A 23,728-nucleotide genomic window follows, 5' to 3' on the forward strand; every position below is an offset into this window, starting at 1 on the left:
CAAAAAAAGCCCCACGCTGTCCGGCAGCGTGGGGCTTTTGGTTTTTACGACGGGCAATCGTCAGAGCTGTGGATAAATCCGCTCGTACAATCGCACATCCGACGGGCAATCGATTTCGCCCCAGGGTTCATGGGTCGGCACTCCCTGAACCCGGATACCCGCTTCGATTGCCAGAGAAAACAACGAGGTCATGTCCACCTGATCACGCTGTTCGGTACTCAGATCCGTCAATTGTTCATTCAATCCGCGCCAGCCCGCCGGGGTCAGCTTGAACAAGCCCATGTACTGCCCCTGAATCTGCTCCAGCGACTGCGCGCGATGGCCGATCTCGCAGATCTGTCCGTTATCGATGACAAAGCGCTCCATATCGTCCAGCGGCTGCTCGAAGCGTTGCTGCCAGAGCTCGACTGCGCGGGGGTCATAGCCCAGAACGATATCGCCCTGCGCTTGCGTCAGATTACGCACCAGAGCCGGCGAGTAGAAAATGTCGCCATAACTCACCACACACGGTTCGTCGTCGAGCCACGCTTGCGCCGCACTCAAGGACTGGCGAATACCGGTGGTACTCCACAACGGGTTGATGAACAGCCGATCAGCATAGGCGGCAAGCATGTCGCTGCGATAACCGGCGACAATGCCGATTTCGCTGATACCGCCGGCGCGCAACGTGTTGACCGTGCGCTCGATCAACGGGATCGCATTAAACTCGACCAGTGCCTTGGGCCGTTGATCGGTCAGCGATCCCAGTCGGCTGCCACGCCCTGCCGCAAGAATGATTGCCTTCATGGTGAAACTCCAAAAACCTGGCGGACCAGCGAAAGGTCGGCACTGTCAAAGGGGGAATTGCGCTCGGGATGCCACATCACCGCGCTGTGGCGGGCGTCCGGATGGCTGACCGCTTCAATCACGCCATCGGCGCTCTCGGCCTCGATTTCATAACCCAACGGAACGGAACGGAACCCGTAGTCGTGGAACGAATTGACACGTCGGGACGCACCGCAATACCGGATGTCGTGACTGCCGACATGATCTGTGACCGGTGCAAGTGCGGCGCCAGCCCGCGTGAGCATGACCTGCATGCCGCGACACACCCCCAGCACCGGCAATCGGCGTCGTTGTGCCCAATCCAGCAGCAGCGCTTCAGTCTCATCGCGCAGATCGGCGCTGCCGGTCAAAGCCTGACAGCTTCCACCTCCGGTCAGCAGCACCCCGTCAGGCTCGAATCGCTCCAGCAATTGCCGACTGACGACGGGATCGTTCGGCAGGTACAACGGCAGCACTGCGCATTGCGTCAGAAACGCCGTCCAGCGCTGGTCGATCGCATCGCGCCACTCCTGGCGCGCGGTATCGAACAGACGCAGCATGGTCACCGCGATCAACGTCACGACAGCACCTGAATCCGCCGCTCGGCGCAATCGAGGATCAACCGCTTGCTGTTCAGCAAGCTGCGAAACTTCACGTCACCGACGCCGATGGCGGCGGGAATCGCAAACTCCCTGGCGCGGATCGACATGTGCGAGTTTTCCCCACCATAGGCGGTGATGAAGCCGGCGATGCGGTGGGTGAAAATCCAGTCGAATCCGGGATCGGCGTTTTCGATCAGGACAATGCAGCCCTCGATATCGCGCTTGCCGATGTCTTCCGCACGCAACACCGCGACCGGCGCCTGCGTCGAACTTCGGGTGATGAAGTTGGGGTTGCACGATTCGATGGCGTGAGCCAGCAAATCCTGCGGTTTGCAGACGATCACCGGGGTACGAATGTTCTGCGTCTGTTGCCAGCGCGTGCGGTTACTGGCGATCTTGTCGCGAATCGAGTCCAGTCGCACCTCTTCCAGGTTGCCGACAAAATCGCCAAGCCTGGCGAAGCTCAGCTCATCGAGACTCAATTCATGCTCGCGCCCCCAGCCTGCCAGTGCCTTGAGCGCCTGGGATACGAACGCGCCATACAAGTATTTGACCTTCTCGCGCGCCGCCACGGCGGCATCGAGGAACTTGAAAAACTGCTCCGCCGACACCCGGAACCGGCACTCGTCGAACGCCTGCTGCACCGCCAGGCGGATCTCGCCACTGATCACCCTTGGTCCTTCGTCACGCTGGGCCCGTTGCGGCGGCGTGTTCCAGTCGAAATACGCTTGCGGACTTTCGTCATAGCGCGCCACACGCACGTCATAAGTGCCAGGCCGCACATGACCATGCAGGCGCAGGAACGCTTCTTTGTGCAGGATGCGGAAGTCGTCGGCCATCTTGCGCCCGACCGTGTGCACGCCACCGATCATCCAGTCGGTGAAACCCGCCGGAATGCGCTGCTGGTTTTCCAGCGACTTGATTACCGCTGTCGCCACGAACGCTGCCCGGGCGACCCCGGAAAACACTTCGCCCACGACCTTCGCATCGGCGAGTGCGTGACGCAGACGATGCAACGGGTCGACGTTCTCAGGGTCGCGATCCAGGCGCTCTACCTTCTGTTCGATCCGCGGCAGTCGTGTCAGATCCGAAAAGAACGGGCCATCGGCACTGATGATATGTTCGGTGACGCTTTTCAGTTCGGCCAGATAGAGTGCGCGCTGCCCGGCATTGAGCCCCTTGAAGGCCGGGATCGACTCGGCGGGCATCGCAGCCAGTTGCGGTGTGAAACAGGTGGGAATGATCGAGAACTCGATCTTGTCGTGCAACGACTGATGCGCCCCCAGATGTTCACAACATTGGGTGACCACCGAGTTGACGATCGACAGCGGCAAACTCGCAGGGATGAACGACTCCACGCTGTAGGGAATGCAGATATAGGGTGAGCCGCTGAACTGATACATCAGCGGCTTGTTGCGCATGTCACGGTAGCCATAGCGGAACCGGGCCGATGCCCAGTTCACGTCGGTGATCAGTTCCTTGTACAGCGAGTAGGCCAAGGGACGTGGCTTGACCCCAATCATCTCGGCCGGGTTCCAGTCCGGCATCAGCCCCAGAAAGGCATGCACGCCGAGTTCGGGCTGACGGGTCTTGCGGGCCAGCCCTTCGAGTAGCACCACTTCCGAGTCGAGTACCGCCTGTAACCCGATGTCCGCCCGCGCATCGATGTTGTCGATGCCTTGCCCGGTCATCGGTCGCACTTGAAACAGCAGCGGCCCGTCTTCGGTAATGGCGAACTCGATGTCCAGCGCATCGCGTTCGGTCAGTTGTTCGACTTCGGCCAGCAAGGCAAACAGCCCCTTGAGCGCTGCCGGTTCTGCAGCGGTCTGGGACTTGATCGCAACAAATGAATGAACGGTGCCGGTGCCGGCCGTCACGCCATCGGTTCCGTGACCGGGCACATAGTCGACCACGTAATACGGCAGGCCGGATTCCGGGTCGCGGGTCATCGCCACGCCCGAAGCCAGCACCCCGGTCGCCATGCTTTGAATCAGCACTTCATCGAAGTCACGCGCCTGCCCATAAGAAGCGATCACTTGCTCGATGGCCTGCTGCAGCGCCGGCGCGCCGCAGACATTACCGACCGAGTCGTACATCCCGGCGCCCGAGGTGCCATCCTGATCTTCGGTCAGACTGCTCGAACGCACGATCAAAGGCTGATCACCGAAGCGCCTGACACAGTAATCCAGAATCGCCTGGGGTTTATTGCGCCAGTTTCCCACAGTGAACCGGTGCAGAGGCAGCACACGACCGTTCTGCAGAAACGGGGCAAGGCTTTCCAGTGTTCCGGCCTTACCGGAAAACTCGAAGGGACTGACTAAAGTCATCGACTGCATGTCGTCTTCCATTGAGAGAGGTCATTACATTCCGTTGTGAGCCGTGACGGCCACCGGGAGCCGGGTACAACGACGATTTACAACAACTCGGGGCCGGTGTATTTCGCCAGTTCGTTGCCGTACAACAGCGACAGTTCGGCCAGGAACTCATTGCCTTTTTTCGCTGCGGCATACGGACAGCTGTCGAGCACGATCACATGGCCGATAGTGCCGATGTTGCCGCTGTAGACACTCACCTGCTGGCCAGGAACCACGTGCGCCGTGCAGAACTCGATGGCGTATTTGTCCAGAAGCGGCTGCAACAGACTTGGGTCGTAGCTTTCGCAAATGCTGCCGCCATGACGCGAAGCGACCGTCACCACGGTGCCGGCGGTTTCGATCAGCGAATCGTCGATCTTGATGGTCTCGCCCAGGTGCAGGCGAATGAGCATTTCGAAGGGATCGATACCGGTCAGCATCCGGTACATCTGCGGAGCAACGCTGCCCATCATGCGGGCATTGATTTCCACCAGGCACGGACCTTTTTCGTCACGCAGCAGCTCGACGTGATACAGACCGATATCGAGTTTCAGCGCACTGAAAACATCCTGTACATATGCCTTGATTTCATCACGCGCGGCATTGTCCAGACCCGACGGCATGGTCGCGGTCATTTCGAGGATTTCGTTGTACTCGGCGCGGAAACGGATGGTCGTCGCATAGCACGACACCACGCCCTTTTGCACGATCACTTCGGCCGAATGCAGCGTGCCTTTGACGTATTCCTCGATCAGGTATTCACGGCTGACCAGTCCATCGATCATCGGGTCCGATTCGGAACGGGCCTGGCGGATGTTCTCGACGAAACCGTCGAAATCCTGCCGAGTAAAACAGATCGCGGAAAACTGCTTGGAGAAACCACGGGTAGGCTTGACCACGAACGGCAGTGCCAGTCGTGGCGCGACACCTTCAGCCAGCTGGCTTTCAGTGAGTACCTGGAAATCAGGTGAGCGAACATTGTTGGCTCGCAGCGTTTCGCGCAGACGACTTTTATAGACCGCACCGCACAGATGCTCGTGGCTTGGATAACGGGTACCCAGCCACTCCGACTCTCTGGCCACTGCCACAATGGCGGCTTCAGAAGTGGTGATCAGCGCATCGATCTTGCGGGCTTCGTTGAGCTTGACCAGCAGGTCGTGGAATTCGCTACCTTCCAGCGATCCGACCCGAATGTATTCATCGACATGCTTGAGGTACGGTTCGATCTTCGATTGATCACCCTTGACCGAGATGGTCAGGAACGACATGTCGCGCTGGTGAATGAAGGTCACGTAACAACCCAGACGCTTGGCCGCTTCAAAGGCCAGCAGGCCACTGACCGTGCTGTCGACCAAAACAACGTGTTTCATAAGGAACGCTCCATGTAGTTATGCGTTGTGCAGGAGAAAACTGCTCAGAGAAAACACCACCGCGATGAACGTCACCGTAGGAACCGCCTTGAATTTCGGCAGTTTCAGGCTGGTGACTTGCAATACGGCAATCAGAAAGGTCAGCCACAGAACGCTGTGTTCCGAAGCCTTGCCAGCGGCGACAGCCTGGAACGCGAGCGCGAACAGCAGGCCGGAATAAGTGGTTGGCAATCCGCGATAACCGACCGGGGCATTCGGGTCGTTGATGGCGAACACCGCCAGGCGCAGAACACCCGATAGCACCAGCGCAGCAGCGGCCGACACCCCGGGCAAGGAAGGCGACAGCAGAATCAGGATCAGCGCCGGCGCAACGCTGAAGTTCAACAGGTCGGCAAAGCTGTCCAGGTGTTTACCGAAGGCACGACGGGGAGCATCAGCGGCCAGCCAGGTTCTGGCGATGTGACCATCAACGAAATCCAGAATGGCCGCCAGGCATATGATGCTCGCGGCCCAGGACAGACTTCCCCGGTAGGCGGTCACGACCGCAGCGAAGGACAACAATATATTTATTGTTGTCACCCAGTTAGCGAGGTCGAGAAAACGGACGAACGGAAACACCGGCACAATAATGCGCATGACTCATGACTTCCTTGTCTTATTTGATTTGATTAAACGACTTGCTCGGCGGCTCTTGTACCGAACGACAATAACTTTATAGCGAGCAAGTAAGTAACAACGAAAACAATACTGGTGATAAACAGCCCGACCTGCTCAACCAATAATGTTCCGAGAAAGATAGTAACTATCATCCCTGCGTAGACACCCGCGTACTGAACCGATGCGACTAATGGCATGGCATGACCGGGCGTCGCCAATACCACATCCGACTGCAGTTTGAAAAATGCCAGTTCAAAGAAAAAGATATAGAAAAAGTACGCCACGTAACTTGAAGAGAACCCGCCACCGAAAGCGGCAGTCATCATGAACAATGCACTGGCACACGCCATCGACAACGGCGCCAGCCGATGCCCACGCTTGTTCAGCCTGTAATAAACGATGGCTCCGACCAGGGCAGCGATGCTGTTCACCGCTTGCAACAGCCCGACATAACCTTCCGACAAACCCAGCACGTGGGCAGGCAGCAAAATCCGGGAAACGTTGAAGAAACCCTGATAGACGCTCACGAAAACGATGAAGCTGATGAAACTGTGGCGCAGCTGCGGGGTGCTTTTCATGAGCGCCGAAAAAGTCGCGATCAGCGCCGTGGACGCTGGCACCCCGGTACTGACCGAACGCTCGGCCCGTGGCAGCAGAAACGCCGCGATAGCTGCGCAGGCAAACAGCGTGGCGGTAATCAGCAAGGCGTGCCAGGGCATCATTTCACCCTTGACCAACGCCATGGCGGCACCGGCAATCCCGCCGGCGATGAACTGCGCCGTGAGAGTCAGCGGCACTGTCGACTCCACGTTCTGCGAATTGAAATAGCACTTGATCGCAACGATCCGCCCTACCCGCTGCAAAGCATCCAGTGCCCCTATCGCAATACCGCCGACGACGGCAATCAACGCAAACGTCGGCAACACCGAATACACCAGGATGGCGACCAGCAACGCCACGGCATTGGATAACAGCAACAGGGTGCGTGGGGAGACGCGATCAGAGAGCCGATAAATCTGCCCGACGAACAGAACCGGCAACACCATCGGCGAAAACAACACGATTTGAGAATACAGCAGGCTACCGGTTTCTTTATAAGTGTAATAAGAAAGGTAGATATAACTGAGCGTCGATGCACAGATGGCGCAAAGATTGATGATCCATATAAGGATCGTCAGTTTTTTCGTAGAGAGGGTGTTGCTCATTATGATCCTTCACTGTGCAAGCTTCCTGCTTGACTGACACGCTATCGTAAAAAACAATACTGGGCAATATCTTTTAATAATTTTGTCATCTATCTCTGAATAAAAAAAACACGCACTCTTTTAGTGCGCGAAGTTAGACAAAGTCACCTTGTTGTTACAAAGGACGTGCAACAACACTCAGACCCATAATGACTTATTAGTCGCGTTGATTTTCCCTGGCCAGGCAAAAAGAAACTGCCTTCGGTTGCACTGTTTCGATTCAAAACAAACATAAGTACAACCCGATACTTTCGGCGGTTGCACCCACCCCGTCGATTGCATCTCTCAAGCCCTGCCAGGCCCCCCTCCACCAGACCATTTGCAAAGTGCCAGTATCTGCGGCACTCAATGCCGGTCCCTGAAAGTCACAGGCGCCGGACGGCCGCGACAGCCCACCCGATGCCTTTTACCCCGGACACCTCCATTTTTCTCAACCCTTGAGCACCACGGATCCGCCTGCAGGGAGCATCGAATCACTTTCCAGCCAACGACGAGTGGTGCGTTTGCTGAGGCTCTCATGAATACCCCACCCCTCTATCGGCAACTCGCCAATCACTATCTAGATGCCATTCGCAGCGGCACCCTCAAGGCAGGCGAACGGTTGCCCTCGATCCGACTGATGATGGAAAAACATGCCGTCAGCCTCTCCACGGCAGTGCAGGTGTGCCGCGAACTGGAACACCAGGGCGTGCTGGAAGCCCGTCCACGTTCGGGCAACTTCATCCGTCAGCCCGACAAATTGCCCAAATCGCCAGCCATTGCAGCCCCGTCACCTGTGAGCACCGACGTGTACGTCGGCATTCATGAACAGGTGTCGTCGGTGCTCAAGGCCAGCCAGGGTCTGTCGATCAAAGTCAATTTCGCCAGTGCCTACTGCGCGCCCGAACTGTATCCGCTGAAGATCCTGCAGGCCCACATGACCAAGTCCCTGCGCCTGGATCAACACCTGCTCGGTGCTCCGGGCTCTGCCTGTGGCAACACGCTGCTGCGTCAGGTCCTGGCGCGCCGCGCCTTGGCCAGCAAGGCCAATCTGCCGGCCGAGCGCATCGTCATCACCAACGGTGCAACCGAGGCGATCAATCTTGCGTTGCGCGCAGTCACTCAACCCGGCGATATCGTGGCAGTGGAATCTCCGACCTTCTATGGACTGCTGCAAATCCTTGAGAGCCTCAATCTGCGGGTGCTCGAAGTGCCGACAACCAGCGACACCGGCCTGAACCTCGACGTCCTCGAACAATTGCTCGCAGGAGCAAAACCGATCCGCGCGCTGATCGTCATCCCCAACCTGCAGAATCCGCTGGGCAGCATCATGCCCGACGCCCACAAGGCGCGGCTGGTCGAGTTGTGCGATAAACACGGCACCGTACTGATCGAAGACGACACCTATGGCGATCTGGTGGATACCGAGCAACCGCTGTCGACCCTCAAGCACTGGGATCGTAACGACAACCTGATTTATTGCGCCTCACTGAACAAAACCCTGGCACCGGGCATTCGCCTGGGCTGGATAAGCGCCGGGCGCTGGCATGAACGTGTAGAGATGCTCAAACATACGCAGTCGCGTGGTTGCGAGGCATTGTCTCAACTGGCGGTCAGCGCCTTGATGAAAACGCCCTCCTACGAACGTTATCTGCGCCGTTTGCGCAAGACACTCACCGGGCAACGCCAGCAAATGAGCAGCGCGATCCTGCGTCATTTCCCCGCCGGTACTCGGGTCACGTCACCTCAGGGCGGCACGTTGCTGTGGGTGGAACTGCCGCGGGAGTTGTCGGCAATGAGGTTGTTTCACGACGCGCTGAAACTCGGTATCCAGATCACGCCAGGTGACATCTTTTCCAACGCCAAGCGCTTCGGTCACTGTGTGCGTATCGGTTGCGGCGCGCCGTTTTCACCGCGTATCGAGGACGCGGTGAAAACCCTTGGACGACTGCTGGAGAACCAGTACTAGCCAGCAGACAACGGCGGCAGGTGCAGACAAATGATGTGCGGATCACCGTTCAAGTGAACGAAACGCTCGGCGATCAACGGATCGTGACCGGGAATGACATGGTCTTCACCGTCCGCCAATTCATCGATCCGATCGAACGCCTCAAGGGTCTGCGCCAGATCATCGAGGATCGGAAACGGACTGCGCTGGCGGATGTTGGCCCACAGGTGGGCGGCGTCGGAGGCCAGTACGATCCAGCCGCGCTCGGTGAACACCCGCACCACCTGGCTGCCGGGTGTGTGACCGCCGACCGGATGCAGGGTGATGCCCGGCAACACTTCGACACTGCCGCTGTGCAAACGCAAGCGCCCTTCGAACAATGGCGGCAGGGCCGACATGACGTCCTCGACCTCGTAGGTTTTGTTGAGGGTGCGATGGGTCATTTTCGGCCCGGTGCAGAAACGCAGTTCAGCTTCCTGCAAATGCACCGTGGCATTGGCAAACAAACCGATGTTGCCGGCATGATCCCAATGCAGATGCGTCAGGATCAATTGTTTGACTTGCGCAGGATCGATATCCAGTTGCCGCAGGGAGTTTTCTGGCCGGCGATACATCTGACGATCACGCCGTTCCGCCGTGGCAGGCTGGAAGCAGGTATCGACCACGACCACGTGCTCGGCATTGCGAATGACCCAGAAGTAATAGTCCAGCGGCATTGGCGCATTCGGGTCACCGCAACAGGCGTCGTAAAGAAAGCTCTCGCGGGCTGTGCGTTGGGCATTGGCCCCGACACGGATGGCAAAAACTTCGTACTCAGGAACAGACATGTTCACCTCCCGATTCAGGCTGCCGCTTCGGATTTGAGCGTCGGGCGGAAATCAAAATCGATCTGCGCGCCGATTCCCAGATCTTCGGCCAGACGATGCAATCCGCTGTAGTCGCGCATGATGGTGGCGTTGCGGTTGCTTTCACGGGTTTCGTCGATGATCTGCCTGGCTTGCTCAACACCGAGCTGACTCAGAATCGCCTCCCACATCGAGTAGTCCTGGGCCACGAATGCGCTCAATGCCTGGGACAGGGTGCGGGTGAAAAACGCTCGCTGTTCCGTCTGCATGTTGGCGTACATGACCTTGGCCACTTCGGCCAGCACCTTGCTGTGGGCATATTCATCCCGATTGTGCAATTCGGCGACGAGTCGATTCTGCGGCTGGATGCTTTGGTCATCCGCCAGCAGGTCGAGGAAGGCGTTGACGCTGATTTCTGCCACGACAGCAAACGTGATTGCAGCCATGTCCCGCTGCCAGGGCTCACTCAGTTCCTGTTGCAAGGCCTTCAGCCGCAGATACGTGACCGACGGAGGCAGGTCAAGCATCGCCCCCAGTTTGCGTTCGGCGCGGGTACGCTCCACAGCGCGCAGGTGCATCAGCGTGTGGTAGTGCTCGTCGATCAGTGCCTGCTGCATGGCCTCGCGAAAATGCCAGTCGTCCGGACCGAGGTACTGGTTGGCAATGACGCTCAATGCCGGGTTTACCACCAGTTCTTCGGCAGTGACGGTGCGCAGGTTATAGCCAATCCACCCCCAGGTGAGCACGCTGCTCTTGAGTTCTTCACTGAGCGCCTGAAACGCCGGGTGATGGAAGAACGGCACCAGCCGCTCGGGGTAATCAGCACGGGTCGGGTCGAACGCCTCGCTGACATCCGCCTTTGCCGGCGAACACACCGTAGCCCGTTTGCTCCAGGCCTGATTCAGACGGATCACCAGTTGATGATCGACAGAGACGATCTCGATTGCAGTTTCCATGACGCGATACCTGTAGGACGCGTACCTGTTGCCAGGTACGTCAATGAAATTAAGAAAGTCGCAAAACTCAACCCAGCCAGTAGCGAACAAGGTGTCGCGCCGGATCGCTGTAGCGGCTGCGAGCATGGATCATTCGCCAGTTGTCCCAGATCAGCATGTGCCCGTCAGGGATAAGCACCGGGGTGTTGTGTTCAAGAAAGTACGCCTCGCCCAAACGGGCAAAACGGGCCAGCGGGCTATCGCTGTTGGCGACCTGTGATTGCTCCAGCGCTTGTTTCGAAGGGTTCACATCGCCGTAATGAAACTGGTTGTAGCTGAAACGAAAGACGTCGCCCTTCTCGGCCGGCGTGAGGATGTACTCCAGCACACGGCGCTGCCCTGGCTCACCGGGCTTGGCGGTGGCGACAAACTCCACCGGAGTATCGTGAATCCACTCGCGCAACTCTGGATCGTCCTGCTCCAGTGATTGGAGAAACTCGAGGCCATCCACCAGCCCCGTATGCCCGCCACCACAAGTGGCCTGGCGCAGACAATGCAGCGCGAGGTAGCGCGGCGGCGGACCATAGACCGGAGCCTCGGTGTGCGGGCCGATGCCATTCATGCTTTGCGAATAAGGCAGATCCTCATAACCCGGCTTGCGGGTGATGGCGAACGCCGTTTGCCCGTTGAACTGCGGAATGATCGGGCCGAACGCCTGCAAAACGCCCTCGACATCGTGCGCAAATTCGTTGGGGGTGAGCACCGTCCAGCCGCGTATGGCCAACTCTTCTTGACGAAGGTCCAGCGAAGCTTGAGGGGCGGGCACAGCGAATCCTTGGTCTGACATGGTGGCAGTCCTTTTCCGGTTCAGGCGTTAACGGTTGAGGTGTAGGCCGCAATCAGTTCGCGGCATGCGGCGCCAGGTTCGAAGCGTTGTTGGTCGATGCTTTGCACGGGGGTAATTTCAGCGGCGGTGCCGGTGAGAAAACACTCATCGAACTCGCCCAGCTCCGAGGGCACGATCGTTCGTTCGATGACCTGATAGTCCAATGCCCGCGCCAGTTCGATCACGGTCTGGCGAGTGATGCCATTGAGGAAACAATCGGCCGTTGGCGTGTGCAGCGTCCGGCCTTTGACGAAGAACACGTTGGCGCTGGTCGCCTCCGCAACATGCCCACGCCAGTCAAGCATCAGTGCATCGTGATAACCGCTGTTCTCTGCATCGTGCTTGCTCAATGTCGCGATCTGATAGTGCCCGGACGCCTTGGCCTGGAACGGGCTGGTGTCCGGTGGCGGCCGACGCCACAGTGCAGTCTTCAAACGGATGCCAGCCATGCGTGCCGCCGGATCGAAATAGCTCGGCCATTGCCAGCAGGCAATCGCCACATGGACCCGGTTGAAACGTGCGGAAGTGGAAATCATCTCGCTGCCGCGCCACGCCACCGGACGCAGATAGCCGTCGATGACCGAGTTGCGCCGCAGCAACTCATGACTGGCGTCTTCCAGTGCCTGCGGCGTAAAGGGAATCGTGAAATCCATCCATTGCGCCGAGCGATACAAACGCTCTGTGTGCTCACGCAGCTTGAATACTTTTCCCCCATAGACTCTCTCGCCTTCATACACGGTGCTGGCGTAATGCAGCCCGTGACTGAGCACATGCAACCGTGCCTGCGACCACTCGACGAACTCGCCGTCAAGCCAGATCACGCCTTCGCGCTGATCAAATGGAATTGCGCTCATGTCCCTTCTTCTCCCTTTGACAATCAATCGTCCTAAGCTGTTTGCAGCAGCACCGGTATCAATTCAGGCGTGATCGCCGCTTCGGTCTGAAAGAAAAAACTCCGCTCGCCGAACGCCGGTCTCAGCTCGTCAAACCACGTGGCGTGGGGATCGAATGCGGCATAAAACGTGCGCAGCACCCACTGCGGGTTGCGGGCCTGGAGAAACTGCAACACGAAGACCTTTTCCCCGGCGACGGTTTCGATTCCGTTGATCAGGACCTTGCCGTAAAACGTGCTCATCGATGGCCCGCGCACAGTGCGCGCCAGACCCGAGACCGTGCGATAGGCTGCCTGAAAGATCTCGAACGCCCGGGCCAGCGGCATTGCGAAGTAGTGGCTCGGCCCGGTATCGCGTTCGACGAACATGTAGTAGGGAATCGCCCCCAACCGCACGCCCTCCGTCCACAGTGCCGCCCAGTCCGCCGGCGCTTCATTGATATGGCGGATCACTGGAGCCTGCATGCGCAGGGTTGCGCCGCTTGCTCGAATATTCGCCACAGCCTGTCGGGCGATGTCCTGACGGATTTCCACCGGATGGTTGTAGTGCCCCATGATCGACAGGTTCTTGCCGGCGGCCACAATCCGCTCGAACAGTGCCAGCAGCTGCGGCGCGTCCTTGTCGCTGACGAACCGCTGCGGCCAGTACGCCACCGATTTGGTGCCGATGCGGATGCTCTTCAGATGCGCCAGTTCCAGCAGCGGCTCGATGTAGGACGCCAGTGATCGGGTATTCATGATCATCGGATCGCCACCCGTGATCAGCACATCGGTGACCTCGGTGTGCAGCGTCAGATAATTCACCAGCTCCTGGGATTCCCGGGCGTTGAACTTGAGTTCTTCTTCACCGATGAACTGCGCCCAGCGGAAACAGAACGTGCAGTAGGCGTGACACGTCTGACCGGCGCCGGGGAAAAACAGAACCGTCTCGCGGTACTTGTGCTGAATGCCCGGCAGGATTTTTCCGTCGAGGCTGGCGCCATTGTGTGTCAGCTGTCCCGCAGGATGCGGATTCATTCGCCGCCAGATCCCTTCGATGCAGCGCTTGATCGCGATGGAATCATCCTGCTGGATCAACCGTTTCAACGTGTCGTATTCGTGAGCCAGCAGCATGTCTCGATGCGGAAAGGTCATGCGAAAGATCGGGTCGTCGGGAATGTTCTCCCAATCGATCAGCGTGCCCAGCACATAGTCGTTGGTGCGAAACGGCATGACCCGCGCCACCACGTCCATGGCTTCCTGCAACGCCGGCGTCAGTCTTTGCCAGTACGACGTGTCGCGAATGCTGCGTGAGTTGTAGGGTTTGTAGCGTTCAAATTGCGACGGTCCTTGTTCGAGTCCCTGCATGGCGATACTCCTGGGCGCGATGATCAGGCTTGCAGCGGCGCGACGCGCGGCTGATCCAGCCACGCTTGCACGCTGTCACGCTGCCATTGGCGGCGTACGTATTCGGCAAGCCGCTCGGGCAACGGATCACCATTGGCCAGCAGCCGGTTGAGCATGATCGCCAGGTCGATATCAGCGATGCACCATTCGTCAAACAGGTACTCGCTCCCTGTCTTCAGCAAAGTCTGGGCAACGAACAAGAGGCGTTGCACAGCGCTCCGGGCGTCGGGGGACAATGGCGTATCACGCGGTCCGAAGTAGATGAGGTCTGCCGGACGCTCCTTGCGGATGACCAGCAAATCACTGCGCAGCCAGGCTTGCAGCTGTCGGGCCCGGGCACGATGGTGGATGTTCTGTGGCAGCAGCTTCGGATGGCCGGGGGCGATCTCGTCGAGGTATTCGACGATGGCGGACGATTCCGACAGGGCGAAGTTTTCATGAACCAGTGTGGGAATCTTGCAGGTCAGCGAAAGATCTCGGTAAGCCGACTGGTAGTTCTCTCCCGACTTCAGATCAACACTCACAAGTTCAAAGGAAAGTTGTTTTTCCTTGAGCCCGACAAAGGCCGACATCGCAAACGCGCTGACGAAATCCGCACCGACATACAACTTCAATCTTGAACTATTCACGCATGCGCTCCCCTATATAAACGCGCTCGATCGCACCACTAAAAGCGGGCGCTTCGTTAATATCGAACGTCTTGCAACCAATCCTAATTAGTTGCCAGGAGGCTGAATAGATACAGAAATGCCTTGTTTGCATCGATACAGAAAACGCGCGCAAAGGCTCAAACTCCAGACAAAAAAAAAGGGAGCCATTGGCTCCCTCGCAGTTGCAATCCGGTATCAGGCCGGGGTGGTGATCAGCCCGTGACTGTCGGCAAAGTTGGACAACAATGCCATCTGCGGCATGTTGCTCAGATTCAGCATCGCCAGGGGTTCCTCCCCCTCGACATTGTCGAAGCCGTGGGTGTTCCAGGCAGGCACCAGCAACACATCGCCCGGTCCAACGGCCACTGGCGCGGCATCGCCGAGGGTCAGGTAACCGCGGCCGGACTGAATGATGAACAGGTGCCACCAGGCATGGGCATGCCCCTTCAACTGGACGCCAGGGTTCAGCCATTGCATCGCCATGGCCATGCCGGGTGCCACCTCGCAGCCAGCCGTATCCGCTGCCGATGTGAGCGCCACGATATCCACATCCTCACTCGCCAGGGCCTGGCGCTCGTTCGTCAGTTGCGTGCGGGTCCAGACTTTCGGACTGAGCGTTTGATGATGAAGACTTCTTCTAAAGTCTTTGTAAGAAAAAAAATCGCCACGGATATCGTTCATCAACTCCAGCCTTCCATCCCTAAAAGTCGCGCCACATTAGTTCAGAGCAACGCCACTGTAAAGTTGCGACGGCACAACTTATAACGCGGTTGGACGCAATGCTACGATCATGTCCACTTCAATCGCCGCATTCTTTGGAAGTTGATAAACACCCACGGTTGTCCGTGTATGTTTACCTGAATCGCCGAGTACATGACTGAAGACATCGGAGGCGCCATTGGCAACTTCGCTCAGGTCGACGAAGTCCGCCGTGGACTTGACGTAGACCGTCACTTTCACCAGCGACTTGATTTTGTCCAGTGAGCCAATCGCATCAACGATCAGGGCCAGGCAACGCATGGCACTGATACTCGCTGCCGCCTGGGCCTGGCTCATATCCAGTTCAACGCCGACACGCCCGGGATACTGAATCTTGCCATTCATGCGCGGCACCATACCGCTTACATACAGCTCATCCTGATGACGCACGAGCGGTACGTAATGGCCTCCGGCAGCGTTTTCACCATAGATGTCATAGCCCAATTCCCGGGCCAGTCTGATGAAGCGCTCATCACACGTCTCTTTCTCCACAGCGTCACCCTCTGACTCATTACTACGAAAAATGCGTTTCAACCCGCCATTGCCAGCGCCGTGACCTCAACCTGCACCTCGACGGCTTCGGCCAGTCGCTGCAAGTCGTCACTGAGTTGTGTGTAGTCACTGTTGAACAAAATGATGTGACCGATGAAGGCAGTGTTGTCCTTCACCTGCGCCGTCACAGAGTCGCCGACCTTGCGGGCATACACCGCCTCGATCAGCTCGATCCCGAGGCTGCGGGCCAGTGCATGGATATCCGGCATCGAGCGCAGGATGCCGTCGCGCGGCGCGCGCAAGAGGCGGATTGCGCAATGACCACGGGCCACTGGCGCATGAGGGGCAACCTGACCTTCGACGGCCCAGCGCACCCAACGCTCCCACGGATCGAAATCACTGAAGGCATGACGCGCCAGATCCCAGATGTGCATGCCGCCGGGGCGCATGTTGGTTTCCACCGCCGAACTGAAACCATCGCGACGCAGGAACACCTCGTTGTGCCAGGCACCGTTGTCGGTCGACACCAGATCCGCCATGTGCTTTCCGGCAGCGATCAGGCGCGTGTGCAACTGATTCGCCAGCGGCGCGGGTACCACTTGCTGGATCTCGGCACGATAAGCACCTTCGGTGGTCGTTTTCTCGGTGATCCAGGTGCTCCCGGCGACGTTGTCCCAGCTGTATTCGCGCGCGCCCTCGATCAGTTCTTCGAGAACGATCCCGCCATCGCGATAGGGTTTGAGGGCCTGCCATGCCTCCTCACACTCGGACGGATGATGGATCACCCGGCAACCACGGCTCGCACCTTCACAGGCGGGTTTGATGAACGCCTTGCCGCCCAGCGAGACGACCCGCTCACGCAGTTGCGCGAGGTTTTCAATACGAGTCGAGGCAACCGGGCGATAGTCCGCCGGAGCAGCATCGGCGGCGGCTTCGAGGCCACGAAAAATCTGTTTATCGAGTCCCGCCCGCGCCTGTGCCGCGGTAATGCCGGGCAATCCGAATCGCTGCGCCAGTGCAGCGCCGAGCAAGACGCCGCGATCGGAAAACGGCAGCACACCGAGCACCTTCCAGCGATCTGCACTGAGGCAGCCGCTCACCAGCTCCACGGCATCGGACAAGTCTTTTTCGGCAAAGGACGTGGTGCAGACGTGATCGGCAACCCGGTGATCATCCTTGTGTATCTGCTCGACCAGAAGCACCAGTCGCGCGTTGTACAGACGATGGCTCAGATCGCGCAGTTTCTGGATATCGTTGATCCGGTTGCCGTTGTAACCGACCACCACCAGACAAGACGTCGTACTCATAACCCCTCCTGCATTCCGTGAATCATTCGTGCAGCGCGGCGTTGGACCGGCGGACCATCCAATACCAGGCCAGAATCCCGCCGGCTCCGATCAGCGCCAGCAATACCGCGTTGAACGGCGCCGGTACCACACGCATGACCAGTACCGTGAGGCCTGCGCCGACACCCAGCGAGACTTCCTTGACGAACATGTTGTTCTGCTTGACCGAGAAGTAGTCGAGGTAGCTGAACGCGCACTCGGCCACCGACAGCAGCGCCACCCAGACAAGGGCTCCGAGCAGTGTTTCGACATGGAACAGCGCGGGCGAGGAAAGCACGGCAAAGCCACCGGCGATGATCGCGATCACGGTCAGCACCTTGAAGCGCCCGGTGCGCTCGATCAGCTTCATCACGGGCACCTGTGCAAACACCACCACCGCACTGTTCAGGATCAGCATCAGGCCGTACCAGGCTGGCAGCTCACCGGTCTCAAGCAGGATGGCTTGCGGCAGGATCGAAAATACCCCGAACAACTTGATACCCATGATGATCCCGGCGACCACCCATGGCAGCTTGTTGCGCCAGCCGCTGCCCTCATGCGTCACCGCAGGTGCGACGCCTGGCGCGGTGGTGAACGTGGCACCGAAGGCAATCGGCAGGCACAGCAACACGAATGCGGCCGCCCCCAGGAAAAACGTCGTCGGGGTCAGCAGCGGCGAGAGCAGGATCAGCCCTGCCACCAGACTGCCCATGTTCATCGCCACCCGGTTATAGGCCGCACCTTCTTTGGTCTGCGCCGCTTCACTCTTGATCAGATAGCCGGCAATGGCGATTCCGTAGGCGAACAGCGCTGCGGCAAACATCACCACACCTTGTTGACTGGTCAGTGCCAGCAGCACCAGCCCGAGACCGGCGCACAGCAGCGTCACGCTCAGCGAGCGCCGTCCCAGAATCAGCAAGGTCAGCGGCAGCAACAGCAGCAGGGCGCGATAGCCCAGTGCCAGGATGCTGTTGGTGGCGGTATCGAGCCAGACATTGGCCTTGCCCAGCACCGCGAACAGCGAGACAGCGGTGATCATGCGGATCACGAACAACCGCACGTTAATGACCGGTTTGGCGACTGCAACCGTTGTTTCAATACTCATTGAAAGCCCCTGACCAGCAAACGTCGGAAAGTCTGTCAGGCGATGGTAGAGACGCAGGTCACTTTCGGTCAGAGCAAGTTCGTATAGAATCCAACGAAGTTTACTGCTGGGGAGACCAGTAAAATGCAGGTTCAACGCGCCGTGATCGCCGCGATCGAATTCCAGCCGGGTGCACCACTGGTGCAACAGATCGTCGATCAGTTGTCCCGCGCAATCAGCAGCGGCGCTCTGCCACACGGTGCCCGATTGCCCCCGATTCGTGAGCTTTCAGAGCTGATGAATGTCGGCAAATCCACGGTGGTCGATGCTCTTGACCGCTTGCGGGCCAAGGGCCAGGTTGTGTCGCGTCAGGGCTCCGGGCACTACGTGCACCGTTCGAGCAGTTCGCAGCCCGGCAGTCGCGGCCCTGATCTGCTGCCCCAGGACACTCTCAGCGTCGTTCGCCGCGCCTTGTTGCTGGACAACGGCGCATTGCGCCCGGGCTGCGGTTTCCTGCCCTCGTCCTGGCTGCCTGCCGAAGAACTGCTCAAGGCCGTACGCGGTACTTTGCGCGCCACCACCCTGCGTATGGGTGAATACGGCGTTGCCGGCGGCTACCTGCCCTTGCGTCAGGCATTGCGGGTAAAACTGGCGAGCTTCGGCATCGAGGCGCCGGTGGAGCAGATCATCACGACGGCCAATACCATGCAGGCGATTGACCTGCTGATGCGCCTGCTGATCAAACCCGGCGATACGGTACTGCTCGATGATCCCTGTTACTTCAACATGCACGCCAATCTGGCATTGCACGGCGCCAGGGTCATTACCATTGCCCGCGATTGCGACGGCATGGATCTGGAAGCCTTCGAACAACTGCTGATCGCCCATCGACCGGTGCTGTACATGACCAACAGCACCCTGCACAACCCGACCGGTCACTCCTTCTCCCCGGCACAGGTCTATCGTTTGCTGGAGTTGAGCCATCGTTATGGCTTCCACCTGGTCGAGGACGATTTGTACTGCGATATCCAGCAGCGCCGCACCCCGCGTCTGGCGGCGAGCGGACTGGACAACGTCAGTTACGTTTCCGGTTTCTCGAAAACCCTGACCGCCAACAGCCGGGTCAGTTATGCGGTGCTGTCAGCACCACTCGCTGCACGGATGATTGCGCTGAAAATGGCCTGCGGCGGCGTCACCTCCGAACTGGCCGAGCAGATTACCTGCACCATGCTCAGCGATGGCAGCTACGCCAGACACACGCGGCGCACGGTAGATCGCCTTTATGAATCCAACAGCCGGGTCGCCGGCTGGCTGGTCGAAGCGGGTTGTTCGGTGTCATCGCTACCGGGGGAGGGTCTGTTCATCTGGACGCGTCTGCCCGAGGGCAAACATGCCGAAACGCTCGCCCGCCGGGGTCTGGAAAATGATCTGGTGCTGGCACCGGGCACCCTGCTGAGCAAAGCGGCGGATGCCGACAACTATCTGCGCTTCAACGTCGCGCACAGTGATCACGTGCAAGTGCGTGAACGGTTCCTGCGCTTGCTCGACGAGAAATAACGATCAATAAAAAACCCCGCTCATCTCTCGATGAACGGGGTTTTTCATACAACGTTCGAACCTTACGGTGCGTACGTCAGCAACAACTCGCTCGGCACCTTGAAGTCCAGGGACATCATGACGCTCAACGCGGTGATGGTGAAGATCGAGAACACGAACAGCTTGCGTGCCCAGACCGTGTCATCCACTGCCTTGTAGCCGGTCCAGGCCATGTACAGCCAGTACATGCCCATGGCCGCGGCGACGGCGAGGTAACTCATGCCGGCGTAACCGCTGAAGGTCAGCATCAAGGTCGCCACGAGGAACGCCAGGATGTAGAGCAGGATGTGCTTCTTGGCCACTTGAATCCCGCGCTTCACTGGCAGCACCGGAATCGACGCGGCCAGGTAATCGTTGAAGCGGAAGATCGCGATAGCGTAGGAATGCGGCATCTGCCACAGGCTGAACATTACCAGCAGGGTCAGCGCGGCCATGTCGAAACTGTTGGTCACGGCCACGTAACCGATCACCGGCGGCATGGCGCCCGACAGACTGCCCACCAGCGTGCCGTGAACCGACTTGCGCTTGAGGTACAGGCTGTAGAAGCCGACGTAGATGATGAAGCCGATCACGGCGAACAGGGCAGCCAACGGGTTGGCCACCTTGTACAGCAACGCAACGCCGGCGACACCCAGGACGGTCGCATAGACCAGGGCCAGTTTCAGGGAGATCAGGCCCTGGACCAGCACCCGGTTCTTGGTGCGTTCCATCTTCAGGTCGATGTCGCGGTCGATGCAGTTGTTGAACACGCAACCGGAGGCCACGACCAGGGAAGTGCCGATCATGGCGGCCAGGAACACCGCCAGATCGACATGCCCTTTCGAGGCCAGGAAGAACCCGCCTGCCACAGAAAGCACGTTACCGAAAATGATCCCCGGTTTGGTGATTTGGATAAAGTGCTTGAGCGACATCGGGTTTACCTCACTTCGCCATCATGTAGGTGTGGATGCTGAACATGATCCACAACGACAGACCGACCAGCAGCACGATCACGATGGCCGTAAAGACGAACGCAATCACGTTGTTACGCTGGGCAATGGAACGGTCCAGGTGCAGGAAGTAATACAGGTGAACGATCACCTGGATGACTGCGAACAGCAGGACGATTGCCAGCGTGGTGGACTTCGGCAGGGTCGGGAACATCACCAGGCCGAACGGGATGACGGTCAGAATCACCGACAGGATGAAGCCGATGGCGTACGACTTTACGCTGCCGTGGCCAGCATCATGGCTGTCATGGGAGTGTGCATTAGCCATTACAGGGTCCCCATCAGGTAAACAACGGTGAATACGCAGATCCACACCACGTCCAGGAAGTGCCAGAACAGGCTCAGGCAGCTCAGACGGGTCTTGTTGGTCGCCGTCAGGCCGTGCTTGTTGACCTGGTACATCATGATGCCCATCCAGATCAGACCCGCAGACACGTGCAGACCGTGGGTACCGACCAGGGTGAAGAACGCCGACAGGAAGCCCGAACGGCTAGGACCGAAGCCCTCGGAGATCAGCAGGTGGAACTCGTTGATCTCCATGGCGATGAAGCCTGCGCCGAGCAGGAAGGTCATGAACAACCAGCCCAGAACCTGCTGCTTTTTACCTTTGTACAACGCCAGCATGGCGAAGCCGTAGGTGATCGAGCTGAACAACAGCAGAGCGGTTTCGCCCAGCACGTATGGCAGTTCGAAGATGTCGTGGCCCGACGGGCCACCGGCGACGTTGTTTACCAGTACCGCGTACACCGCGAAGATCGACGCAAACAGAATGCAGTCGGTCATCAGGTAGAGCCAGAAACCGTATACGGTCATCTCGCCCGAGTCGTGGTGATGGTCATCGTGCCCATGGTCATGGCCATGGGCGTGTCCAGCATTGGTCACTAAGTTCGACATTGTTTAAGCCTGTTCCAACTTGGTTTCAACACGGGTCGCGGAAGCAGGGATCTTCCCGGCCGCTACCAGACGCTTGTGCTGCTCGGCTTCGATGCGCTCGATCGTTTCAACCGGAACCATGTAGCCCTGGTCGTCACGTGCAGCGTGGATCACGAAGTAGATGACAGTGCCGGCCAGGCTGGCGATCGCCAACCACCAGATGTGCCAGATCATCGCGAAACCGAACACGGTCAGCAGTGCGCCCATCACCACGCCAGTGGCGGTGTTGTTCGGCATGTGGATCGGTTCGTACTTGGCCGGAGCCTGGTACGCAGTACCGTTTTCCTTGGCTTCGGTGAACGGGTCGATGCAGTCAGCCTTTGGCAGTACAGCGAAGTTGTAGAACGGAGGTGGCGACGAGGTCGACCATTCCAGGGTATGGGCATTCCACGGGTCACCGTGTTCGCACATGTTTTCCGGTTTGTTGCGGTCACGTACCGATACATACAGCTGGATCAGCTGGCAGGCGATACCCACAGCGATCAGGATCGCACCGAACATGGCAACGTACAGGTACGGTACCCACTCAGGGTTGGTGGTGGCGTTCAGACGACGGGTCATGCCCATGAAGCCCAGAGCGTAGAGCGGCATGAACGCAACGAAGAAGCCCGAGATCCAGAACCAGAACGCTGCTTTACCCCAGCCTTCGTGCAGCTTGAAGCCGAACGCTTTCGGGAAGTAGAAGCCGAAGCCTGCGATGTAGCCGAATACCGCGCCGCCGATGATCACGTTGTGGAAGTGCGCGATCACGAACAGGCTGTTGTGCAGAACGAAGTCAGCACCCGGGATGGCCAGCAGTACGCCGGTCATGCCGCCGATGGCGAAGGTCACCATGAAGCCCAGGGTCCACAGAACCTGGCTGGTGAAGCGCAGACGGCCCTGGTAGATGGTGAACAGCCAGTTGAACAGTTTCACACCCGTCGGGATGGAAATCAGCATCGTCGCCAGACCGAAGAAGGCGTTGACGCTGGCACCCGAACCCATGGTGAAGAAGTGGTGCAGCCAAACCATGAAGCCCAGTACCGAGATCGCGCCCGAAGCGTAGATCATCGAGTGATGGCCGAACAGTTTCTTGCCGGTGAAGGCCGAGATGACTTCCGAGAAAATGCCGAATGCCGGCAGGATCAGGATGTAAACCTCAGGGTGGCCCCATGCCCAGAACAGGTTGACGTACATCATTGGATTGCCACCAAGTTCATTGGTGAAAATGTGGAAATCCATGTAACGGTCAAGGGTCAGCAGTGCCAGGGTAGCGGTCAGGATCGGGAACGAAGCCACGATCAGAACGTTTGCCCAGGTGCAGGTCCAGGTGAAGATCGGCATGTCCATCAGCTTCATGCCAGGGGTACGCATTTTCAGCACGGTCGCGAGGAAGTTGACCCCGGTTAACGTTGTACCCAGACCCGATAGCTGTAGCGCCCAGATGTAGTAGTCCATCCCCACGCCAGGGCTGTATTGCAGACCCGACAGCGGTGGATAGGCAACCCAGCCGGTCTTGGCGAATTCGCCGACGCCCAGGGACAGGTTGATCAGCACGACGCCGGACACCAGCAGCCAGAAGCTCAGGGAGTTCAGGAACGGGAACGCAACGTCACGGGCGCCGATCTGCAGCGGCACTGCAAGGTTCATCAGGCCGGTGAAGAATGGCATCGCCATGAAGATGATCATGATCACACCGTGAGCGGTGAAGATCTGGTCATAGTGTTCAGGTGGCAGGTAGCCAGGCGAACCCTCGGTGGCCATGGCCAGCTGGGTACGCATCATGATGGCGTCGGCAAAGCCACGCAGCAGCATGACCATGGCAACGATGATGTACATCACGCCGATTTTCTTGTGGTCGACCGACGTCAGCCACTCGGTCCACAAGTAAGTCCACTTCTTGAAGTAGGTGATTGCAGCGAACAACGCCAGACCACCGAGCGCGATCATCGAGATGGTGACCATCACGATCGGCTCGTGGAAAGGGATCGCTTCCCAACTTAATTTACCAAACATCGT

Annotated in this window: 22 protein-coding genes; 2 read left to right on the forward strand and 20 right to left on the reverse strand. The window is 58.5% G+C overall.

Going from position 1 to position 23,728, the window contains the following annotated elements:
• Positions 1 to 60: 60 nt before the first annotated feature.
• From NE357_RS23505 to NE357_RS23530, 6 genes are all read right to left on the reverse strand, one after another.
• Positions 61 to 786: a phosphocholine cytidylyltransferase family protein gene (locus NE357_RS23505; protein ID WP_169431817.1), complete on the reverse strand. Its 726-nt coding sequence runs from the start codon at positions 784 to 786 to the stop codon at positions 61 to 63.
• Positions 783 to 1,385 carry a gamma-glutamyl-gamma-aminobutyrate hydrolase family protein gene (locus NE357_RS23510; RefSeq protein WP_169431818.1) on the reverse strand — a complete coding sequence of 201 codons (603 nt, stop codon included), beginning with the start codon at positions 1,383 to 1,385 and terminating at the stop codon, positions 783 to 785. Before NE357_RS23510 ends, NE357_RS23505 begins: the two co-directional genes overlap by 4 nt.
• On the reverse strand, positions 1,382 to 3,742 hold the full coding sequence (locus NE357_RS23515; protein ID WP_169431819.1) for a PEP/pyruvate-binding domain-containing protein: 2,361 nt from the start codon (positions 3,740 to 3,742) through the stop codon (positions 1,382 to 1,384). The genes NE357_RS23510 and NE357_RS23515 overlap by 4 nt, the downstream gene beginning before the upstream one ends.
• Positions 3,743 to 3,819: 77 nt before the next feature.
• The gene (locus NE357_RS23520) at positions 3,820 to 5,130 is read right to left on the reverse strand and encodes an ATP-grasp domain-containing protein (protein WP_169431820.1); all 1,311 of its coding nucleotides are present in this window, start codon (positions 5,128 to 5,130) and stop codon (positions 3,820 to 3,822) included.
• Between the two features lie 18 nt (positions 5,131 to 5,148).
• Positions 5,149 to 5,766 (reverse strand): CDP-alcohol phosphatidyltransferase family protein, encoded by a 618-nt coding sequence (locus NE357_RS23525; RefSeq protein WP_169431821.1) that lies wholly within the window; start codon positions 5,764 to 5,766, stop codon positions 5,149 to 5,151.
• 32 nt (positions 5,767 to 5,798) lie between these two features.
• Entirely contained in the window at positions 5,799 to 6,992 is a 1,194-nt protein-coding gene (locus NE357_RS23530; protein WP_169431822.1) for an MFS transporter, read from the reverse strand.
• 556 nt (positions 6,993 to 7,548) lie between these two features.
• Between NE357_RS23530 and NE357_RS23535 the strand changes: the two genes are divergently transcribed.
• A complete protein-coding gene (locus NE357_RS23535) occupies positions 7,549 to 8,979 on the forward strand; it encodes an aminotransferase-like domain-containing protein (protein ID WP_169431823.1) in 1,431 nt (476 codons plus the stop codon).
• Here the strand turns inward: NE357_RS23535 and NE357_RS23540 are convergent.
• From NE357_RS23540 to NE357_RS23585, 10 genes are all read right to left on the reverse strand, one after another.
• Positions 8,976 to 9,785 carry an N-acyl homoserine lactonase family protein gene (locus tag NE357_RS23540; protein ID WP_169431824.1) on the reverse strand — a complete coding sequence of 270 codons (810 nt, stop codon included), beginning with the start codon at positions 9,783 to 9,785 and terminating at the stop codon, positions 8,976 to 8,978. The genes NE357_RS23535 and NE357_RS23540 overlap by 4 nt on opposite strands.
• A gap of 14 nt (positions 9,786 to 9,799) precedes the next feature.
• Entirely contained in the window at positions 9,800 to 10,759 is a 960-nt protein-coding gene (locus NE357_RS23545) for a diiron oxygenase (protein WP_169431825.1), read from the reverse strand.
• Between the two features lie 67 nt (positions 10,760 to 10,826).
• Positions 10,827 to 11,585, reverse strand: a complete 759-nt coding sequence (locus NE357_RS23550) for a TauD/TfdA family dioxygenase (RefSeq protein WP_169431826.1) — start codon at positions 11,583 to 11,585, stop codon at positions 10,827 to 10,829.
• A 20-nt stretch (positions 11,586 to 11,605) separates the two neighbouring features.
• Positions 11,606 to 12,478: a branched-chain amino acid aminotransferase gene (locus NE357_RS23555; protein ID WP_169431827.1), complete on the reverse strand. Its 873-nt coding sequence runs from the start codon at positions 12,476 to 12,478 to the stop codon at positions 11,606 to 11,608.
• Positions 12,479 to 12,510: 32 nt separating this feature from the next.
• Positions 12,511 to 13,863, reverse strand: a complete 1,353-nt coding sequence (locus NE357_RS23560) for a KamA family radical SAM protein (RefSeq protein ID WP_169431828.1) — start codon at positions 13,861 to 13,863, stop codon at positions 12,511 to 12,513.
• Positions 13,864 to 13,886: 23 nt separating this feature from the next.
• Complete coding sequence (yfcF, locus tag NE357_RS23565) at positions 13,887 to 14,531, reverse strand: glutathione transferase (RefSeq protein ID WP_169431829.1); 645 nt, start codon at positions 14,529 to 14,531, stop codon at positions 13,887 to 13,889.
• A 216-nt stretch (positions 14,532 to 14,747) separates the two neighbouring features.
• Positions 14,748 to 15,233, reverse strand: coding sequence for a cupin domain-containing protein (locus NE357_RS23570; RefSeq protein WP_169431830.1), 486 nt, complete (start codon positions 15,231 to 15,233; stop codon positions 14,748 to 14,750).
• 78 nt (positions 15,234 to 15,311) lie between these two features.
• Positions 15,312 to 15,836: a RidA family protein gene (locus tag NE357_RS23575; RefSeq protein ID WP_439822043.1), complete on the reverse strand. Its 525-nt coding sequence runs from the start codon at positions 15,834 to 15,836 to the stop codon at positions 15,312 to 15,314.
• Between the two features lie 5 nt (positions 15,837 to 15,841).
• On the reverse strand, positions 15,842 to 17,110 hold the full coding sequence (locus tag NE357_RS23580; protein WP_169431832.1) for a biotin carboxylase: 1,269 nt from the start codon (positions 17,108 to 17,110) through the stop codon (positions 15,842 to 15,844).
• 22 nt (positions 17,111 to 17,132) lie between these two features.
• Entirely contained in the window at positions 17,133 to 18,233 is a 1,101-nt protein-coding gene (locus NE357_RS23585) for a hypothetical protein (protein WP_169431833.1), read from the reverse strand.
• A gap of 123 nt (positions 18,234 to 18,356) precedes the next feature.
• Between NE357_RS23585 and NE357_RS23590 the strand changes: the two genes are divergently transcribed.
• Complete coding sequence (locus NE357_RS23590) at positions 18,357 to 19,769, forward strand: aminotransferase-like domain-containing protein (RefSeq protein ID WP_169431834.1); 1,413 nt, start codon at positions 18,357 to 18,359, stop codon at positions 19,767 to 19,769.
• A 62-nt stretch (positions 19,770 to 19,831) separates the two neighbouring features.
• Here the strand turns inward: NE357_RS23590 and cyoE are convergent, their stop codons facing one another.
• From cyoE to cyoB, 4 genes are read right to left on the reverse strand one after another with little or no spacing between them, the layout of a single operon-like run.
• Positions 19,832 to 20,719 (reverse strand): heme o synthase, encoded by an 888-nt coding sequence (cyoE, locus tag NE357_RS23595; RefSeq protein WP_169431835.1) that lies wholly within the window; start codon positions 20,717 to 20,719, stop codon positions 19,832 to 19,834.
• 10 nt (positions 20,720 to 20,729) lie between these two features.
• A complete protein-coding gene (gene cyoD / locus NE357_RS23600; protein WP_007956718.1) occupies positions 20,730 to 21,065 on the reverse strand; it encodes a cytochrome o ubiquinol oxidase subunit IV in 336 nt (111 codons plus the stop codon).
• A complete protein-coding gene (locus tag NE357_RS23605) occupies positions 21,065 to 21,691 on the reverse strand; it encodes a cytochrome o ubiquinol oxidase subunit III (protein WP_007956720.1) in 627 nt (208 codons plus the stop codon). The genes cyoD and NE357_RS23605 overlap by 1 nt, the downstream gene beginning before the upstream one ends.
• 3 nt (positions 21,692 to 21,694) lie before the next feature.
• Entirely contained in the window at positions 21,695 to 23,725 is a 2,031-nt protein-coding gene (gene cyoB / locus NE357_RS23610; RefSeq protein ID WP_169431836.1) for a cytochrome o ubiquinol oxidase subunit I, read from the reverse strand.
• Between the last annotated feature and the right edge of the window lie 3 nt (positions 23,726 to 23,728).

This window comes from Pseudomonas sp. G7(2022) (assembly GCF_052660475.1).

Excerpts from the sequence above, each read along its gene's own strand:
- NE357_RS23505 (WP_169431817.1), bottom strand. The coding sequence starts at position 786 with ATGAAGGCAATCATTCTTGCGGCAGGGCGTGGCAGCCGACTGGGATCG.
- NE357_RS23580 (WP_169431832.1), bottom strand. The coding sequence starts at position 17,110 with ATGAGTACGACGTCTTGTCTGGTGGTGGTCGGTTACAACGGCAACCGG.
- NE357_RS23530 (WP_169431822.1), bottom strand. The coding sequence starts at position 6,992 with ATGAGCAACACCCTCTCTACGAAAAAACTGACGATCCTTATATGGATC.
- NE357_RS23590 (WP_169431834.1), top strand. The coding sequence starts at position 18,357 with ATGCAGGTTCAACGCGCCGTGATCGCCGCGATCGAATTCCAGCCGGGT.
- NE357_RS23555 (WP_169431827.1), bottom strand. The coding sequence starts at position 12,478 with ATGAGCGCAATTCCATTTGATCAGCGCGAAGGCGTGATCTGGCTTGAC.
- cyoB (WP_169431836.1), bottom strand. The coding sequence starts at position 23,725 with ATGTTTGGTAAATTAAGTTGGGAAGCGATCCCTTTCCACGAGCCGATC.
- NE357_RS23540 (WP_169431824.1), bottom strand. The coding sequence starts at position 9,785 with ATGTCTGTTCCTGAGTACGAAGTTTTTGCCATCCGTGTCGGGGCCAAT.
- cyoD (WP_007956718.1), bottom strand. The coding sequence starts at position 21,065 with ATGGCTAATGCACACTCCCATGACAGCCATGATGCTGGCCACGGCAGC.
- NE357_RS23585 (WP_169431833.1), bottom strand. The coding sequence starts at position 18,233 with ATGAGTATTGAAACAACGGTTGCAGTCGCCAAACCGGTCATTAACGTG.
- NE357_RS23520 (WP_169431820.1), bottom strand. The coding sequence starts at position 5,130 with ATGAAACACGTTGTTTTGGTCGACAGCACGGTCAGTGGCCTGCTGGCC.
- NE357_RS23550 (WP_169431826.1), bottom strand. The coding sequence starts at position 11,585 with ATGTCAGACCAAGGATTCGCTGTGCCCGCCCCTCAAGCTTCGCTGGAC.
- NE357_RS23515 (WP_169431819.1), bottom strand. The coding sequence starts at position 3,742 with ATGCAGTCGATGACTTTAGTCAGTCCCTTCGAGTTTTCCGGTAAGGCC.
- NE357_RS23560 (WP_169431828.1), bottom strand. The coding sequence starts at position 13,863 with ATGCAGGGACTCGAACAAGGACCGTCGCAATTTGAACGCTACAAACCC.
- cyoE (WP_169431835.1), bottom strand. The coding sequence starts at position 20,719 with ATGTCGCTCAAGCACTTTATCCAAATCACCAAACCGGGGATCATTTTC.
- NE357_RS23545 (WP_169431825.1), bottom strand. The coding sequence starts at position 10,759 with ATGGAAACTGCAATCGAGATCGTCTCTGTCGATCATCAACTGGTGATC.
- NE357_RS23605 (WP_007956720.1), bottom strand. The coding sequence starts at position 21,691 with ATGTCGAACTTAGTGACCAATGCTGGACACGCCCATGGCCATGACCAT.
- NE357_RS23535 (WP_169431823.1), top strand. The coding sequence starts at position 7,549 with ATGAATACCCCACCCCTCTATCGGCAACTCGCCAATCACTATCTAGAT.
- NE357_RS23570 (WP_169431830.1), bottom strand. The coding sequence starts at position 15,233 with ATGAACGATATCCGTGGCGATTTTTTTTCTTACAAAGACTTTAGAAGA.
- NE357_RS23525 (WP_169431821.1), bottom strand. The coding sequence starts at position 5,766 with ATGCGCATTATTGTGCCGGTGTTTCCGTTCGTCCGTTTTCTCGACCTC.